At 45.5% G+C, this 17,913-nt stretch carries 13 protein-coding genes; 10 read left to right on the forward strand and 3 right to left on the reverse strand.

Annotation, left to right across the window (positions count from 1 at the left end):
* Positions 1–27: 27 nt before the first annotated feature.
* The gene (locus tag AB4209_RS03430; RefSeq protein WP_010434644.1) at positions 28–708 is read right to left on the reverse strand and encodes a TIGR00153 family protein; all 681 of its coding nucleotides are present in this window, start codon (positions 706–708) and stop codon (positions 28–30) included.
* 207 nt (positions 709–915) lie between these two features.
* On the opposite strand from AB4209_RS03430, the gene AB4209_RS03435 reads away from it, so the two are divergent.
* The gene (locus AB4209_RS03435; protein WP_017069482.1) at positions 916–2,433 is read left to right on the forward strand and encodes an inorganic triphosphatase; all 1,518 of its coding nucleotides are present in this window, start codon (positions 916–918) and stop codon (positions 2,431–2,433) included.
* 51 nt (positions 2,434–2,484) lie between these two features.
* On the opposite strand, the gene AB4209_RS03440 is transcribed toward AB4209_RS03435, so the two are convergent.
* Positions 2,485–3,234, reverse strand: a complete 750-nt coding sequence (locus AB4209_RS03440; RefSeq protein ID WP_102321461.1) for a potassium channel family protein — start codon at positions 3,232–3,234, stop codon at positions 2,485–2,487.
* Between the two features lie 97 nt (positions 3,235–3,331).
* Between AB4209_RS03440 and AB4209_RS03445 the strand changes: the two genes are divergently transcribed.
* The 3 genes from AB4209_RS03445 (at position 3,332) to hldE (ending at position 9,215) form a co-directional block, all read left to right on the forward strand.
* Positions 3,332–4,588, forward strand: a complete 1,257-nt coding sequence (locus AB4209_RS03445; RefSeq protein WP_102321460.1) for a methyl-accepting chemotaxis protein — start codon at positions 3,332–3,334, stop codon at positions 4,586–4,588.
* A 225-nt stretch (positions 4,589–4,813) separates the two neighbouring features.
* A complete protein-coding gene (gene glnE, locus AB4209_RS03450) occupies positions 4,814–7,663 on the forward strand; it encodes a bifunctional [glutamate--ammonia ligase]-adenylyl-L-tyrosine phosphorylase/[glutamate--ammonia-ligase] adenylyltransferase (RefSeq protein WP_372054848.1) in 2,850 nt (949 codons plus the stop codon).
* 121 nt (positions 7,664–7,784) lie between these two features.
* The gene (gene hldE / locus AB4209_RS03455) at positions 7,785–9,215 is read left to right on the forward strand and encodes a bifunctional D-glycero-beta-D-manno-heptose-7-phosphate kinase/D-glycero-beta-D-manno-heptose 1-phosphate adenylyltransferase HldE (RefSeq protein WP_050649505.1); all 1,431 of its coding nucleotides are present in this window, start codon (positions 7,785–7,787) and stop codon (positions 9,213–9,215) included.
* A gap of 129 nt (positions 9,216–9,344) precedes the next feature.
* Here hldE and tolC read toward each other — a convergent pair whose 3' ends face one another.
* Positions 9,345–10,670: an outer membrane channel protein TolC gene (gene tolC / locus AB4209_RS03460; protein ID WP_017061424.1), complete on the reverse strand. Its 1,326-nt coding sequence runs from the start codon at positions 10,668–10,670 to the stop codon at positions 9,345–9,347.
* 227 nt (positions 10,671–10,897) lie between these two features.
* Between tolC and nudF the strand changes: the two genes are divergently transcribed.
* The 6 genes from nudF (at position 10,898) to parC (ending at position 17,859) form a co-directional block, all read left to right on the forward strand.
* The gene (gene nudF, locus AB4209_RS03465; RefSeq protein ID WP_012603196.1) at positions 10,898–11,527 is read left to right on the forward strand and encodes an ADP-ribose diphosphatase; all 630 of its coding nucleotides are present in this window, start codon (positions 10,898–10,900) and stop codon (positions 11,525–11,527) included.
* 4 nt (positions 11,528–11,531) lie between these two features.
* Positions 11,532–11,972, forward strand: coding sequence for a DUF1249 family protein (locus AB4209_RS03470; protein WP_008222561.1), 441 nt, complete (start codon positions 11,532–11,534; stop codon positions 11,970–11,972).
* A gap of 59 nt (positions 11,973–12,031) precedes the next feature.
* Positions 12,032–12,856: a 3',5'-cyclic-AMP phosphodiesterase gene (cpdA, locus tag AB4209_RS03475; protein ID WP_017061426.1), complete on the forward strand. Its 825-nt coding sequence runs from the start codon at positions 12,032–12,034 to the stop codon at positions 12,854–12,856.
* Positions 12,857–12,871: 15 nt separating this feature from the next.
* Positions 12,872–13,477 (forward strand): esterase YqiA, encoded by a 606-nt coding sequence (gene yqiA, locus AB4209_RS03480; RefSeq protein ID WP_102319687.1) that lies wholly within the window; start codon positions 12,872–12,874, stop codon positions 13,475–13,477.
* A 239-nt stretch (positions 13,478–13,716) separates the two neighbouring features.
* Positions 13,717–15,597, forward strand: a complete 1,881-nt coding sequence (parE, locus tag AB4209_RS03485) for a DNA topoisomerase IV subunit B (protein WP_372054850.1) — start codon at positions 13,717–13,719, stop codon at positions 15,595–15,597.
* Positions 15,598–15,600: 3 nt separating this feature from the next.
* Complete coding sequence (parC, locus tag AB4209_RS03490; protein WP_017067236.1) at positions 15,601–17,859, forward strand: DNA topoisomerase IV subunit A; 2,259 nt, start codon at positions 15,601–15,603, stop codon at positions 17,857–17,859.
* The last annotated feature ends 54 nt before the right edge of the window (positions 17,860–17,913 follow it).

Raw genomic sequence — 17,913 nt, forward strand, 5'->3', positions numbered from 1 at the left:
CTCTTTGTTATATGGTTAACGTATGATTTAAGATCGAGAAAGCATTACTTCAAGACGAGCGCCTACACGCTGTGCTTGATCTGCAATACCACCAACCCATTCAAGAATTTTGTATAAGAACATGATATCAACTGGATTCAGATCGCCTTCAATTGCCATTAGTTGTTGGCGTAGTTCGATCTGCATCGCATCCGTGTCATCTTCAATTACATCTAATTGATGAATCATTTCGGCAACGAGTGTTACTTCACGGCCTTTAAAGCCAGTCTCAAGTAATTCGTCTAATTCATTGATTACGTTTTGTGCTTGATTCGCTGCATCTAGACAACGTTTAACGTAAGCGATGAAGTTTTCTTGCATAGGAGCAGGAATGACAAGTTGACGACCATATACACGGCCAGCAATGTCTTTCGCTAGGTTTGCGAGTTTGTCTTGTTGCGTTAATAGCTCCAACATATCGGTGCGATCAACTGGCATAAACAAACCACGAGGAAGTTTAAGGCGAATTTCACGTTTTAGTACGTCAGCTTCTTTCTCAAGGTGAGAAATTTGAGCTCGAATTTCTGATGCTTTTTCCCAGTCACCTTTTGAAGAAACTTCAAAGAAATTAACTAGGTGAGAACAACATTCGTTCACGCATACTACGTGACGCTGCAAAGGTTTAATTGGGGACTTTGCAAATAACCCCATAATTGTATTTACTGGCATGGTCATCCAACCTAATAAATAATAACCTTAAAACAACATACACCATATTCATGGTGAAATGTTAAGCGATGGCTACAAAGTCGCGCATGTTAACCTAATCAATCTCTCATTAAAACTGTTTTAGATCATCATAAGGGCGATATTTCTGACTTGCCGACTTTTCAAATTGGCAATATCCTGTCCCTATCTTCACAGAAAGGTATAACTATGGAAACCGAGATAGAACTGAAGTTTTTTGTTTCTCCTGAATTTTCAGAGACTTTACGCAATAAAATTGCTGAAACTAAAGTACTTCAGCACAGTTGTCGTGAGCTAGGTAACATCTACTTTGACACCGCTGACAACTGGCTACGTAAGCACGATACAGGCTTACGCATTCGACGCTTTGATGACGTATTTGTACAAACTGTAAAGACTGCTGGTCGTGTGGTTGCTGGCCTGCATCAAAGGCCTGAATACAATGCAGAACACGACAGCAACGAACCTAAGCTAGCCCTGCACCCAGAGGATATCTGGCCAACAGGTAAAGACATCGAAACGTTGCAAGCTGAGCTGACTCCTCTGTTCTCTACCAACTTCACGCGTGAGCAGTGGTTGATTGGTATGCCTGATGGTAGCCAAGTCGAGGTCGCATTCGATCAAGGCTTTGTTGAATCAGGCGACCTGCAAGAACCGATTTGCGAAGTCGAATTGGAACTTAAATCCGGTCAAACGGATGCGCTATTTACATTGTCTCGCCAATTCTGCGAACAAGGTGGCATGCGTTTGGGTAACCTAAGTAAAGCAGCTAAGGGTTACCGTCTTGCTCAAGGTTATCAAGGAGATGAAGTTACTCCTTTGACCTTAGTTGATACTGACAAAAGTGATACCGTTGAATCGTGTTTTATTCAATCTTTAGAGCATGCTCTCGCTCATTGGCATTATCACGAGCAGATTTTCACAGAGCGTCAATCGATTGAAGCTTTGCATGAGATCAGTCACTCGCTGAGTTTTATTCGCCAAACTTTCACTATCTATGGCGGCATTGTCCCTAGACGAGCAAGTGCTATTTTACGTCAAGAGTTGAAGTGGCTTGAGCAAGAGCTCGACTGGCTGAAAAGCTATGATCACTTCGAAGACTTGCTGGAAGATAAAGGCCATGTACTACGTAAACTCGATGCGCGTAAGTTCTTAGTCGCTGAGCTTAAAGAGATGCAAGAGCAACTGCCAGATCGTGAAGATCTGCTTACCTTGCTGAGCTCTGCTCGTTACACCGGTTTATTGTTAGATTTGAGCCGTTGGATCTTGTCTCGTGGCTGGCAGCCTTTCTTAGATGAGAAAGCGCGTGAGCAAATGGGTCGTGGTATCGAATGGTTTTCCGTGCAGCAACTCGATCGCACATGGGCCGATTTGATGGAAGCTTTCCCGCCAGAGCGAGTGATGACCAGCCAAGCGTATATTGAGCAGCAATACCGTTTGATGCGAAACCTATATTCTGGTGTTGGTTTCGCGAGTTTGTATGATGACGCTGAGCGAAACAGTTTCCGTTTACCTTGGGCCGATATGGTGCAAGGCATTGATGACTTGCTGGCACTTAAAACATTAGAGCCTTTGACTGAGAAGCTGGAAGGCGATGAGAAGCTTCAGCTAGAGCGTTGGTTAGCTCGTCAAGAAGTGTCCATTCTGCATGCGATGGAACAGACACGCCAAATCAGTGTTGAGGTTGAGCCATACTGGCAAGACTAAACTCGATACCTGTATCAATAGAAGTATGAATTTGAAAATAGGGCTCCGGCCCTATTTTTTTGTTTGTTGCTCAAGTTTTTCGAGTCGCTCTAAGATTTTCTGTTGCTGCTCGATGATCTTCTCAAGGTGTTTCTCTTTGTTTTCCGCTCGTTGATTCTCATGATGAGTTGGGGAGGTGATCAAAGAAGTAATCAAGCCTGAAATCATACCAAACACACCGACACCACAGATGATCACCATTGAAGCCACTAACTGACCGGAAGTTGTCACTGGGTAATGGTCGCCATAACCCACAGTACTGATGGTCACAAACGCCCACCATAAAGCATCATGACCTGTAGTGATGTTGGCGTTCGGATCTTTGTGTTCCAATAGCAGGATCGTGCCAGCACCGATAGTCAGTAAGATCACCAAAAGCAGAATGATGGAAGCGAAAGTGGTCTCTTTCCTATTACGAAATAACTCTCTGAAAATACGTTTACTTGAACGCAGAACTAAGATGACTCGCAGAATTTGAAAAATACGGGCGAAACGAAGAGGCTCGATCATTGGGATACTTGCTAAGAAATCGATCCAGTGTACTTTTAGAAATTCTTTTTTGTTTTGTGATCTAAATAGATCAATTGTGAGCTGAAAAAGAAAAACACTACAGATTATAAAATCGAGGCCGATAAGGACTTGTTTCGATTCTTTATCGATCGGTACGAACAATAAGCCTGAGATCACAAATAACGCTAAGAAAGAGAGAATCAGTGACAATAAGCTCATCGGCTTGGTGGCGTCTTTGGTATTATTCAACATTCATACGAGGCTCAAAATAAATCGCGAACTTTGACTGACATAGCCACCTCGCGGATATAGAAGCCATCAATATATAAGAATTAATGGAGAACTGACAATGACTAAACTGTCATTCAAGCCGTGGGAAAGGGTAATCTCTGACGTTCGTCTCGTTCCAAAAATGGTCATGTTGATGATATTCAGCACTATCTTGATCATTTCGAAGCAGCTATGGGACGCAAGTACGTTTTACGATTCATTGCTTGCTGTAACGAACAATGCGCAAGTCGCACAACAGCATTACGAGACTTACCTAGTTCAAGTGGCTTGGCAAACAGCCTTGATGATCATTGTGTTTGTGGTTCTTCTGTTAGCAGCGGCGCGCGTTATGCTGCGCCAGACTCAATACCTTAATGACGCCATTAAAACCATGGCCGACAAGAACTTTTCAGTGCCGATTCAAATGGACTGTAAAGATGAATACGGCGATGTGGCACGCGAACTTGAAAAAACTCGCGTCCAACTGAACGACATGATCAAAACTCAGGTGGCCTCTTCTGATGAGCTGTTTGCTCTGACGGAAGTGATGACCATCAGCATGTCTGAAACCAAAGAGTCAGCTCAAGAAGAGTTCAACGAGATCGATCAACTGGCAACAGCAATGAGTGAGATGACGTCGACGGTGCAAACTGTCGCTGAGCATGCACAAAGCGCTTCGTCATTGACTGAACAGGCATCAGGCCAAGCTCTTACTGGTCAGAAGTTCGTTCAAGGATCAGTGTCTAAGATGAGTGAGCTATCTTCAGATATCGCAGCATCTGCAGCAGCGGTAAACCAAGTAGAAGAACGCGTTGACTCAATTGGCAGTGTGGTTGGTACTATCCAAGGCATTTCAGAACAGACAAACCTACTAGCATTGAACGCTGCAATTGAAGCGGCACGTGCCGGTGAAGCGGGTCGTGGTTTTGCGGTTGTTGCTGATGAGGTTCGTAACCTTGCACAGCGCACTCAGCAAGCGACGGTAGAGATTCAAGACATGATCAGTCATCTACAAAGCAGCGCTAACTCTGCGGTAGAACTGATGGAGAAGAGTGTTGTTGAAGCGGCTGAAGGTGTTGATCTGGTGACTAACGCGGGAAGTGAGCTTGACGGCATTGTAAGCCAAGTCAATCAAATCAATGATATGAACTTCCAGATCGCGACCGCTGCAGGCCAACAGAGCAGTGTTGCTGAAGAGATGAGCGTCAACCTGACCAATGTACGCGAGCTTGTTGAAGCTTCAGTTGTGGTGGTTGGTGAACTGCTCGAGACCTCTCAGCTTATGGAAAGTAACGCGCAAGAACTCGACGGTAAGATTAAGCAATTTAAGGTTTAGTCCTCAGCACCCAATCTTCATCCGTCAAAGGCTAATTCCCAGAGACTGTTTCTCGGTTGTAAGCTCAACCAGATAAGTTAATCGATAAAACGCCCACATTGCTAATGTGGGCGTTTTTTATTGGCGTAACTTTGGTATAACTTATCTTTAGTTATGAAAACTCGTTATTGAAGAACTGAATCGATAAACCGATTGTTCGGCGCGCAGCTTATACAAGGAAGAAACATGCCATTGCCTTCTCAACTCATCACTCACTCCCAGCCTGCTTTTGAGCAATTATTAGAGCATCAAAGTGAAGCCATCAATACTTGGTCTGAGCCACTGACTGAAGATCTTAAACGTGTACTCGGTTTAAGCTGTTTTATTGGTGATTGCCTGCAGCGTGATACGGTTTTATGTGGTGACTTACCTAATATGTTGGCATGCGAAGAACGCGCTGAAGGATACCGAGAACGCTTGGCTGAATTACTTTCTAGTTGCACCGATGAAATGAGCGGTCAGCGCGTGCTGCGTCAATTCCGAAATCGAGAAATGACCTACATTGCTTGGCGTGATTTTATGGGTTCGTGGGAGCTAGAGCAGAGCCTAAATCATCTATCGATGTTAGCTGAGGCGATGATCTTCGAAACCTACCAATGGCAGTACGATATTTGTTGTAAAGAGTGGGGCACACCTTGTAATGAACAAGGCGAAGCACAGCCGATGTTGATCATTGGTATGGGCAAGCTAGGGGGCGGTGAGCTTAACTTCTCTTCCGATATCGATCTGATCTTCACCTACCCAGAGAATGGTGAAACCCAAGGTGCAAGACGCAGCATTGCCAATGCGCAGTTCTTTACACGTCTCGGGCAACGTATTATTAAGGCGCTTGATCAGCAAACCTTCGATGGATTCTGTTATCGAGTAGACATGCGCCTGCGTCCATTCGGTGAGAGTGGTCCACTGGTCATGAGTTACGCTGCGCTAGAAGATTACTATCAAGAACAAGGTCGCGATTGGGAACGCTACGCTATGGTGAAAGCACGGGTGATGGGCAGCGAAATGTACCCTGAATACCAAGAGCTTCGCCAAATGTTGCGTCCATTTGTGTTCCGTCGTTATATCGATTTCAGTGCGATTCAATCTCTGCGCCGTATGAAATCAATGATCAGCAGCGAAGTACGCCGCCGTGGCCTTTCAAACAATATCAAGCTTGGTTCTGGTGGTATTCGCGAAGTTGAGTTTATAGCCCAAGTCTTCCAATTGATTCGTGGTGGACGCGAACCAAGCCTTCGTGGCCGAGGATTATTAGAAACCTTGAGTGCGATTGAGTCACTTAACCTTCTGGAAGCTCAAGAGGTGGGACATTTACGTGAAGCTTACCTGTTTTTACGCCGCCTAGAAAACCTATTACAAGCGATGGCCGATAAGCAAACTCAAACCCTACCCGATGGTGAATTCGAACAGTTACAGCTAGCCGTCGCCATGCAGTTTTCCGATTGGGATAGCTTGATTGTGGCAACTCGCGCCCATATGGCGAATGTACATACCGTGTTCGAAGACCTAATTGGCGTTGATGAAGATGACGCTAATCCGATCGCGAGCCACTTTAGCGAGTTGTGGGATATGGCCCATAAACCCGATGTAATTGAGCACGTGTTGGAACACGACATTGCGGTCGCGAGCCCGCCTGATGCGGCGAAAACGATCATTCAGTTTAAAGCCGATTTGGCTAAAAAGACTCTTGGCCCTCGTGGGCGGGAAGTCCTCAATCGACTGATGCCGAAAGTGTTTCAAGCGCTGTACACCGCTAAGGATGCCGAGTTTGGTTTGTCGCGAGTACTGCATCTGCTGCATAAAATCGTTACGCGTACCACTTACCTTGAACTACTAGATGAACACCCTGCCGCGTTGACTCAGCTAGTTCGCCTGTGTACGGCAAGCCCGATGATTTCGGAGCAGTTGGGTCGTTATCCAATTCTGTTAGATGAACTTATCGACCCTCAGCAACTCTACAATCCAGTGCCTTTAGAGTCTTACAAGACCGAACTGCGTGATTACCTTGCTCGTATTCCTGAAGATGATATGGAGCAACAGATGGAAGGCCTGCGTCAGTTTAAGCAGACCTGTATCTTGAGAATTGCAGCTGCGGATATTGCGGGTGCTCTACCTGTCATGAAGGTCAGTGATCATTTGACCTATTTAGCCGAAGCCATTGTTGAGGCGGGGGTCAATCAAGCTTGGTTACAAGTATCGGCCAAGTTTGGTGAACCGACCCATGTCAAAGACCGCGAAGGCCGCGGTTTTGCTGTTGTTGGTTATGGCAAAGTCGGCGGCTGGGAGCTTGGCTATAACTCCGATCTCGATATCGTGTTCATGCACGACTGCCCGGTACACATCTACACTGACGGTAAGAAAGAGATCGATGGACGCCAATTTTATCTGAGATTAGCGCAGCGTATTATTCATATTTTCTCGATGAGAACTGCTTCTGGCATTCTGTACGAAGTCGACACTCGTTTACGCCCTTCTGGTGCATCTGGCCTATTGGTGAGTCCAACCGATGCCTTTGACGAGTATCAGCACAATGACGCGTGGACATGGGAGCACCAAGCCTTGACTCGCGCTCGTATGATTTATGGCGATGAGTTATTGGCTTCGGCATTTAACAAAACGCGTCATGAGGTTTTGTGCTTGGAGCGTGATGAGGCAACACTCAAAAAGTCCGTTGTGGATATGCGTGAAAAAATGCGCGGCCATTTAGGCGGTAAAAAAGTCGATAGATTCATGCTCAAACAAGATACGGGTGGTATTACCGATATTGAATTCTTGGCGCAATATTTAGTGCTTCGATACAGCAATGAGGAGCCAAAGCTTACTCGTTGGTGTGACAATGTACGAATCTTCGAAAGCTTGTTGTCACAAGGGATTATGGATGAGCAGCAAGGGGTGGCGTTAACTCATGCTTATACAACGTTAAGAGATGAAATCCACCACCGTAATCTACTCAATCTTGATGCGGATGTGGCGATTGAAAAGTTTGAAATGGAAAGAGAACATGTTGTTCAAGCATGGAAGCAGTGGATGGAAGCATAACCCAGTCACACAGTAGTGACGGATGTACCTATCTTGATAGGCTTTTACTCATTTATCTATAGTTTAGCCTCTGTAATCAGTGTGCTAGACTCTAGCCAGATTCGATTTTTGGAGATCCATAATGAAACCAATTCTACCTGACTACAGCCAATCAGGCGTTCTTGTTGTCGGTGACGTCATGCTTGACCGTTACTGGTATGGCCCAACTGGCCGTATTTCACCAGAAGCACCTGTGCCCGTTGTAAAAGTAGAAAATAACGAAGAGCGTCCTGGTGGTGCAGCCAACGTAGCAATGAATATTGCTTCTCTTGGTGGTCATGCTCATATCGTTGGTTTGACCGGTAAAGATGAGCCTGCTGAGGTGTTAAAAAATACCTTAGGCGCACTAAAGGTTAAATGTGATTTCGTTGAGTTAGAAGATTACCCAACCATTACTAAACTGCGAGTGATGAGCCGTGGTCAGCAGCTAATTCGCCTTGATTTTGAAGATAAATTTGAGAATACGGATCCTGAGCTGGTTTTATCTCGTATGGAGCAAGCGCTTCCAAATGTGCGCTCGGTAATTCTATCTGATTACGCAAAAGGTGCGTTGGAGCACGTGCAGAGCTTTATCCAAAAAGCGCGCGCAGCAAAAGTTCCTGTGTTTATCGACCCGAAAGGCGCAGACTTTGAACGCTACCGTGGAGCAACGTTGCTTACACCAAACATGGCTGAGTTCGAGTTGGTGGCTGGCAAAGTAAAATCTGAAGAAGAAATGATCGAAAAAGGACTCGCACTGATCGAAGAGTTTGATTTTGAAGCATTGCTAGTGACTCGTAGTGAACATGGTATGACACTACTTCGCAAAGGTTTAGAACCATTCCATTTGCCGACTCAAGCGAAAGAAGTGTATGACGTGACGGGTGCAGGCGATACGGTTATCTCGGTACTGGCGGCTTCTGTTGCTGCTGGCAAGCCACTGGACGAGGCGTGTGCACTGGCGAACGCTGCTGCAGGTGTGGTAGTGGGTAAGCTTGGTACATCTACTCTATCTACGATTGAGCTAGCGGAAGCGATTCACGGTAGTCAAGACACAGACTACGGTGTTATCTCTGAAGCGGCACTGGTTGAAGCGGTGAAGCGTGCTCGTGCGAAAGGCGAGAAGGTGGTGATGACCAATGGCTGCTTTGATATTTTGCATGCTGGTCATGTTTCTTACATGAATCACGCGGCTGAGCTGGGTGATCGTTTGATCGTTGCGGTGAATACTGACGAATCAGTGAAACGCTTGAAAGGTCCAGGTCGCCCTGTGAACCCAACTGATCGTCGTATGGCGGTATTGGCTGGCTTAGGTGCAGTTGATTGGGTTGTCCCATTCTCTGAAGATACACCTCAACGTTTAATCTCTGAGGTATTGCCAAGTATTCTTGTGAAAGGTGGTGATTACAAACCTGAAGATATCGCTGGTGGTGCGGAAGTGATTGCTGCTGGTGGTGAAGTTAAAGTACTTAACTTTGAAGATGGTTGCTCTACGACTGAAATCATTAAAGCGATTAAAGGTGGTCGAGGCTAACTCTTAGCCTTCCCGTTTTCTAGTCTCAAGGCTTAACTTTGAGCTAGGTTGAGAATTAGCTTTCAATAGATAATAAAAATGCCGCTCAATGAGCGGCATTTTTGTAGGGGTAACTTAAGTAATTAATAATTACTTACTTGCTACTTTTAGACCTGCGTTTACATCAACAATGTCTTGTTCGCTTAGCGTACCAACTGCTTGACGAAGCTGAAGTACACTTAGGATGTAGTTGTAACGAGCATCTGAAAGGTTTTTGTTCGCATCATATAGACGACGAGTCGAATCTAGTACGTCAACGATAGTACGAGTACCTACATCAAAACCAGCTTCTGTTGCTTCTAGAGCAGACTGAGCAGAAACTACAGACTGTTCGTAAGCGCGTAGAGCACCGATCGAAGCGCTGATGTTGTTGTTGAATGCACGTACGTCTTTTACAACGCTACGGTAAGTTGCTTCTAGATCTTCACTTGCTGCAACGTAGTTGTATTCAGCCTGTTTAGTCAATGAAGTTGTGTTACCACCTGTGTATAGAGGTACAACTAAGTTCAAACCAATGTTTAGGTTGTCTTGGTCGTAATCTTGGGTGCTGTTTGATTGATCTGAAACAGCGTAGCTACCATCTAGGGTTAAGCTTGGTAGGTGACCAGAGCTTGCTAGAGAGATGTTGTCTTTTGCTACGTCTTGAGAGATACGTGCAGCCAATAAGCTAAGGTTCTTTTGTTCTGCTTGTTCAACAAGTGCAACTGCAGACTCTGAAGATTTGCTTGCTGAGAAACGATCAGTATCTAGGATGCTTAGGTTAGAGTGTTCCTGACCTGTAATCTCACGAAGACCTTCGTAGCTATTCGTTAGGTCGTTCTCTGCAAGAACTTCATCAGCCAAAACACCATCGTACTGAGCTTGCGCATCATGTACATCGGTGATTGCTGAAAGACCTACTTCAAAACGTTGCTTAGTTTGTTCTAGTTGACGAGCAACCGCTGCTTTCTCTGCACGAACAAATTCTAGGTTATCTTGAGCGCGAAGCACTTCGAAGTATGCTGTCGCAACACGAAGGATCAAGGCTTGTTGTTCTGCCGCGTAAGCTGAATCAGATTGACGAGCGGTTTTCTCTGCCGTATCTAGTGTGATCCATGAAGAACGCTGGTAAAGCTCTTGGCTGAAGCCGATAGCAGCTCCCCAAGTGTTGTTATCAATGCTTGAATTACCAACACCTGATGTATCTCGATCACCACGATTAATGTCGTAGTTTGCTGTTAGGTTGATTTGCGGTAACAAAGAGCTACGACTTGACGTTACTGCTTCAAAAGCGGCATCGCGCTGCGCTGCTGAACGAAGAAGTTGTGGATCGTTCTGTTTTGCTTGGTCGTAAACTTCAGCTAGCGTATCAGCAAAAGCTGACGAACTCAGGCTGCCAATTGCTGCACTGATAAATAGTGGAAGCAGTTTTTTCATTTTCCTATTCCTGCCTTTTATGGAATTTTCTTTAGAAGAGTTTAACCCAGTTTGGTGGTAATTTACTCGAAACTTTGCACTTTTTTACAGTTAACTGTCCACTTGTGCAATATTTATTTTTTAAAGCTTAACTTTAATTATAAATTTTATATAAAAAGTTGAACCTTATCCTTGGTAGTTAACTCGGACAATGAGTAAACTATAAAGATCACTTAGTGAGGTACCAAATGCAACAGTATGACAATCAACGACATGAGTTTACTCCGCAAGATGTGGAAATAGTCTCAAAAGAGACGCTGTTTCGTGGTTTTTTCAAAATGGTCAAGTACACATTTAAACATAGACTATTTGAGGGCGGCTGGAGCCAACCAATAGAGCGTGAGATGTTTGAGCGTGGTCATGCTGCCGCTTTGTTACCTTACGATCCTATCCGTGATGAAGTTGTGATCGTGGAGCAGATCCGTGTCGGAGCCCTAGAGCATGAGAACCCATGGCAATACGAAATTGTTGCTGGGATCATTGATACGGACGAATCGCCACAAGACGTCGCTCGTCGTGAAGCAATGGAAGAAGCCGGAGTCGAAGTCGGATCTGTATTGCCTATTACTTCGTATTATCCTTCATCTGGTGGTTGCTCTGAAAAGCTCGACGTCTTTGTTGGCTGTGTTGATGCAACGACAGCCAAAGGGGTACACGGATTGGACTACGAAGGTGAAGACATTCGTGTACAAGTGATGAGTCGCGAAGCGGCTTATCAGTTGGTAAAAGATGGTGTATTTGAAAATGGAGCCACGATCATTGCGCTACAGTGGCTACAATTGAACTACCAAGAATTACAGTCAGAGTGGATAGATTAACGTCATGCCAAATATCGCGGTCAAAAAACCGTATCATGTTGATCTTGCTGAATTGATGCGAGTTTACGAGACTAACTATGCCAAACTGAACGCTTTGTTACCGGTTGGGCATGAGGTTGGTGACGTTCGCTGTTACCAAGCCGTTAATATGGTGTATCAATTGACAGTGAATGAGGTCACAAAATACACCACATTAATAGATATATGTCAGAGTGATGCGATGCCAGTGTTTCCTTTGCCAAAAATGTCTGTCAGGCTATATCACGACGCTCGAGTTGCAGAAGTGTGCGCTAGCGGGGATTTTTCGCGAGTCAAAGCGAAATATGACTACCCCAACACTAAGCTTCTGCAAAAGGACGAGAAATTTCAATTGAATAAATTTCTTGGGGAATGGTTAACGTTTTGTTTAAAAACGGGTATCAGCCGAACCCCAATTGCCTTTTAATTGAGCCTATTTATCAACACTTTTAAAGTCTAAACAGTAACGTATCTGGATTTGTTATTTTGGAATTATCACACACTTCAAAATTTGATGAGAGCACTATTAAGCTTGTGCAGCTAACGGACACGCATTTATTTGCGCCGAGCAATGGCAGCTTATTAAGCATCAACACTCAAGATAGCTTTCGTGCTGTAGTCGATGGCATTGTTAGTCAGGGCTTTGACTATCAAGCGATTTTAGCAACCGGTGATATATCTCAAGATCACAGTGCTGAGTCGTACCAGAAATTTGAGTCAGGGATTCAGCCTTTGGAAAAGCCATGCTATTGGCTGCCAGGGAACCATGACTTTAAGCCTAATATGGGCAGTGTTTTACCATCACCACAAATACAGTGTGTTGAGCATGTCTTGCTAGGCGATAACTGGCAGATGGTGATGCTAGACTCGCAGGTGGTTGGTGTGCCTCATGGTCGCCTCAGCGATCAACAGCTTGACCTATTAGAACAGAAGCTGACGGAGTTCCCTGAACGTAATACCTTGGTTCTATTGCACCACCATCCATTGTTGGTTGGCAGCGCATGGTTAGATCAACATAACCTAAAAGACGCCGATCAATTTTGGGATGTGGTTCAACAGCACACCAATGTTAAAGCCGTACTGTGTGGTCACGTTCATCAAGACATGAACCGAGATCATCATGGTGTACAAGTCATGGCAACACCGTCGACTTGTGTGCAATTCAAACCTAACTCAGATGACTTCGCGGTTGATACTTTGTCTCCGGGCTGGAGAGAGATTGAATTACATCAAGACGGTACCGTTAGCACGCAAGTTCGTCGTCTGCCTCATGGGCAGTTCTTGCCTGATTTTAAGGCTGCTGGTTACTAATGAAGGCGGTTATTGATGCTAGGCTCTAATCAACAAGCTAATAAGCCATCGCTGCTTCTCTATATTCACGGATTTAACAGCTCATCACGTTCTCATAAAGCGAATGTGATGGCAGATTACTGTGCGGAGCATCGCGCTGATATTAAAGTCGTAACCCCTCAACTGCCGAGTTTCCCTCAACAAGCGGCACTTCATTTACAGCAGCTGGTGGAGCAATACAAAGAGCAATATCAAATAGCGTTGGTCGGTAGCTCGCTGGGTGGCTATCTTTCAACATGGCTGAATAGCCACTATGGTTTTAAAGCGGTGGTTGTAAACCCAGCAGTGAAGCCGTATGAGCTTCTTGCTGACTATTTAGGTGAACAAGTAAACCCATACACAGATGAACGATATGTACTGGAAACAAAACATATTGATGAACTGAAGGCGTTAGAGGTTTCGGCTATCGCTAAGCCGAGCGACTTCTGGTTACTTCAGCAAACGGAAGACGAAGTTCTGGATTACCGACAAGCGGTAGAGAAGTACCAAGGTGCAACACAGACAGTAGAAGAGGGCGGGGATCATAGCTTTGTTGATTTTGAACGCTACCCACAACAAATCATCACCTTTCTAAATCTTTAATCTGTTCCACCAACCAAGTGATTTTCTCTTGTTTGCCTGTTATTTCATCTATCAATGGTGAAATATCATAGTTTGATGTCTTAGTTTTTGAACTAGCTTGACATCATTACTCAGCTTCCAGACTATATTCCCCAATACTTCGCTCGTTCGCTCTACTATGACGGTTCATAGTAATGATTCTGCTTTAGTGAAACTGGAGCCAGCGAACTGACGCAAACTTTTTGAGTAAACTCCGTATTATGACTGAACAATATAATGCAAAAGACCTCGAGGTACTTGAAGGTCTCGACCCTGTGCGACACCGCCCGGGAATGTATACCGAGACAGAAAGACCTAACCACCTTGCCCAAGAAGTCATTGATAACTCGGTCGATGAAGCACTAGCGGGACACGCTAAGAAGATCAAAGTGGTACTTCATGCAGACCAATCGTTAGAAGTTACCGATGACGGCCGTGGTATGCCTGTCGATATCCACCCTGAAAAAGGGATCTCAGGTGTTGAGCTGATTTTAACTAAGCTCCACTCTGGCGGTAAATTCTCGAATAACAACTATAAGTTCTCTGGTGGTCTGCACGGTGTAGGTATCTCGGTTGTAAACGCGCTGTCAAAACGTGTTGAAGTGACCGTACGCCGAGAAGGTCAGGTTCACGAGATCGCACTTGAAGGCGGTCATGCAGTAACAGAGCTTACTGTGACGGGCACTTGTGGTCATCGTAACAGTGGTACATCAGTACATTTCTGGCCTGATCCTAAGTACTTCGATAGCCCTAAATTCTCGACACTTCGTCTGATTAACAACCTACGTGCAAAAGCAGTGCTTTGCCCAGGTTTAGAAATTACCTTTATCGACAAAGTCGGTGGTGAAGAGCATAAATGGTTCTATGAAGATGGTCTAAAAGACTACCTTGCCGAAGGCGTGAAAGGTTACACCTTGCTGCCTGAAGAGCCGTATGTTGGCGAATTCGTTGCTGAAACAGAAATGGCAAACTGGGCGATCATCTGGCAGCCAGAAGGCGGCGACATGATCACCGAAAGTTACGTGAACTTAGTACCGACTAAACAAGGTGGTACACACGTAAACGGTCTTCGCCAAGGTCTTCTTGATGCAATGCGTGAGTTCTGTGAATTCCGTAATTTGCTGCCGCGTGGCGTTAAGCTAACGGGCGACGACATCTTCGATCGCTGTTCGTACGTACTGTCGGTGAAGATGCAAGATCCGCAGTTTGCTGGTCAAACAAAAGAGCGCTTGTCTTCACGTCAAACTGCTGCGTTTGTGTCTGGTGTGGTAAAAGATGCGTTTAGCCTGTGGTTGAACGAAAAGCCACAACTGGCAGAACAGCTAGCAGAAGCTTGTATTGCGAATGCCCACCGCCGTATGCGCGCAAGCAAAAAGGTTGTGCGTAAGAAAATCGCTTCAGGCCCAGCACTGCCGGGTAAGCTAACTGACTGTTCAGTTCAAGACTTAAGCCGTACCGAAATCTTCTTCGTGGAAGGGGACTCGGCGGGTGGTTCTGCTAAACAAGCACGTGATCGTGAGTTCCAAGCAGTTATGCCACTTCGCGGTAAGATCCTAAATACATGGGAAGTGTCAGCAGACCAAGTATTGGCTTCGCAAGAAGTGCACGACATCTCGGTGGCTCTAGGCATCGACCCGGACAACAATGATTTATCCGGCCTGCGTTACGGTAAGATCTGTATCCTTGCCGATGCGGACTCGGATGGTCTTCATATCGCGACACTGCTGTGTGCTTTGTTTACTCGCCATTTCCATGCATTAGTTGAAGCGGGTCATATCTATGTGGCAATGCCTCCTCTGTATCGTATCGATTGCGGTAAAGAAGTGTTCTACGCACTTGATGACGCAGAGAAAGACGGTGTGCTTGAGCGACTATCGCAGAAGAAAGCCAAGATAAACGTGCAACGATTCAAAGGTCTGGGTGAAATGAACCCACTTCAGTTGCGTGAAACCACCATGGATCCAAACACTCGTCGCCTTGTGCAGTTAACGATTGATGACAGCGAAGCAACCAACGAGATGATGGACATGCTGCTTGGTAAGAAACGTGCAGATGATCGCCGTACATGGCTACAGACTAACGGTGATATGGCCGAGGTATAATGGATGTCTAACGAAATTACATATGATGGCGTTGAACAGCTGCCAATGCGCAAGTTCACCGAAGATGCCTACTTAAATTACTCAATGTACGTGATCATGGATCGTGCATTGCCGTATATCGGTGATGGCTTGAAGCCAGTACAGCGTCGTATTATCTACGCGATGTCTGAGCTAGGCTTATCGGCTGCATCGAAATACAAAAAATCAGCACGTACCGTTGGTGACGTATTAGGTAAGTATCACCCACATGGAGACTCTGCTTGTTACGAAGCGATGGTATTGATGGCGCAGCCTTTCTCTTACCGCTACCCATTGGTAGATGGTCAAGGTAACTGGGGTGCTCCTGATGATCCGAAATCGTTCGCTGCGATGCGTTATACCGAAGCCAAATTATCTAAGTTTGCTGAGGTTCTTCTAGGTGAACTAGGTCAAGGCACTGTTGACTGGCAACCAAACTTTGATGGCACGATGAAAGAGCCTCAAATGTTGCCTGCTCGCCTACCTCACATCCTACTTAACGGTATTACAGGTATCGCGGTAGGTATGGCGACCGATATTCCACCACACAACGTGCGTGAAGTCGCCAATGCAGCCATTCACCTAATTGATACGCCTAAGTCTGAGCTTTCAGACGTGATGGGTTTCATTCAAGGTCCAGATTACCCGACTGAAGCTGAGATTATCTCCCCGAAATCGGACATCGAAAAGATCTACCGTACTGGACGTGGCAGCATCAAGATGCGCGCGGTTTGGCACAAGGAAGGCTCTGATATTGTTATCACGGCTTTACCTCATCAAGTGTCAGGTGCGAAGTTACTTGAGCAAATCGCTAACCAGATGCGCGCTAAGAAGCTGCCAATGGTTGACGACTTGCGAGATGAATCGGATCACGAGAACCCAACGCGTATCGTTGTCGTTCCTCGTTCGAATCGTATCGACTGTGACCAATTGATGAGTCACCTGTTCGCGTCGACGGATCTAGAGAAAAACTTCCGCGTTAACTTGAACATGATTGGTTTAGATAATCGTCCTCAAGTTAAAGGCTTAGTTCAAATCCTGAAAGAGTGGATCGAGTTCCGTCGCACAACGGTTCGCCGTCGTTTGCAGTACCGTTTAGATAAAGTACTGGCACGCTTGCACATCTTAGAAGGTTTGCTTGCTGCTTATCTTAATATCGATGAAGTGATTGAGATCATTCGTACAGAAGACGAACCATGTCCTGTCCTAATGAGCCGTTTCAACATTTCTGAAATTCAAGCCAATGCGATTCTTGATATTAAACTTCGTAACTTAGCTAAGTTAGAAGAGTTTAAAATCCGAGCAGAGCAAGAAGAGCTTGAAGCTGAACGTGAAAAGCTTGAAAAGCTACTCGGTTCAGAGCGTCGCTTGAATACGCTGATCAAGAAAGAAATCCAAGCAGATGCGGATAAATATGGCGATGATCGTCGTTCACCTCTGATTGAGCGTGCTGAAGCAAAAGCGCTAACAGAGCGCGACTTAGTGCCAAGCGAACCAATCACGGTTGTGTTGTCTGAGAAAGGTTGGATTCGTCATGCTAAAGGGCATGAAGTGGACGCTGAAGGCTTGAACTACAAATCGGGTGATAAATTCTTAGCGAGTGCTAAGGGTAAGAGTAACCAACAAGCGGTGTTCCTCGGCAGTGATGGTCGAAGCTACTCCCTTGAGTCACATTCATTACCGTCGGCGCGAAGCCAAGGTGAGCCAATTACAGGCCGCTTGAACGTCAGCCCAGGTACTTCTATTCGCCAAGTGGTGATGGGAGAGAATGAACAATTATGGTTAGTCGGTTCTGATGCAGGCTATGGTTTTGTTTGTAAGGGTAGCGATCTGCTGTCCAAGAACAAGAGCGGTAAAGCCTTGGTTAACTTGCCACAAGCTTCTGAAGTGATGATGCCAAGCCCTATTGCTGACTTGGACAGTAATCAGATTCTGGCGATTACTAACCAAGGTCGTATGTTGTTGTTCCCGATTAAAGATCTCCCTCAGCTGAGCAAAGGTAAAGGCAACAAGATCATCAACATCCCTTCTGCGAAAGCAAAAGAGCGTGAAGAGTTTGTCTCACATCTTATGGCTATCCCAGAGAATGCGACGCTGACTATCTACGCCGGTAAACGTAAGCTTGGTTTGAAACCTGCGGATCTTGAAAACTTCCGTGGTGAACGTGGTCGTCGTGGTGGTCTACTGCCTAGAGGACTACAGCGAGTGACTCGCATCGATATCGAAGAGCAAAGTGAATCGTAGAGATACTTGAAACAATCTTTAGATAAAAGAAAACCGTAAACGCCCCATGAACCT

It is taken from the genome of Vibrio sp. 10N.286.48.C11, assembly GCF_041469805.1.
GTDB lineage: Bacteria > Pseudomonadota > Gammaproteobacteria > Enterobacterales > Vibrionaceae > Vibrio > Vibrio crassostreae_C.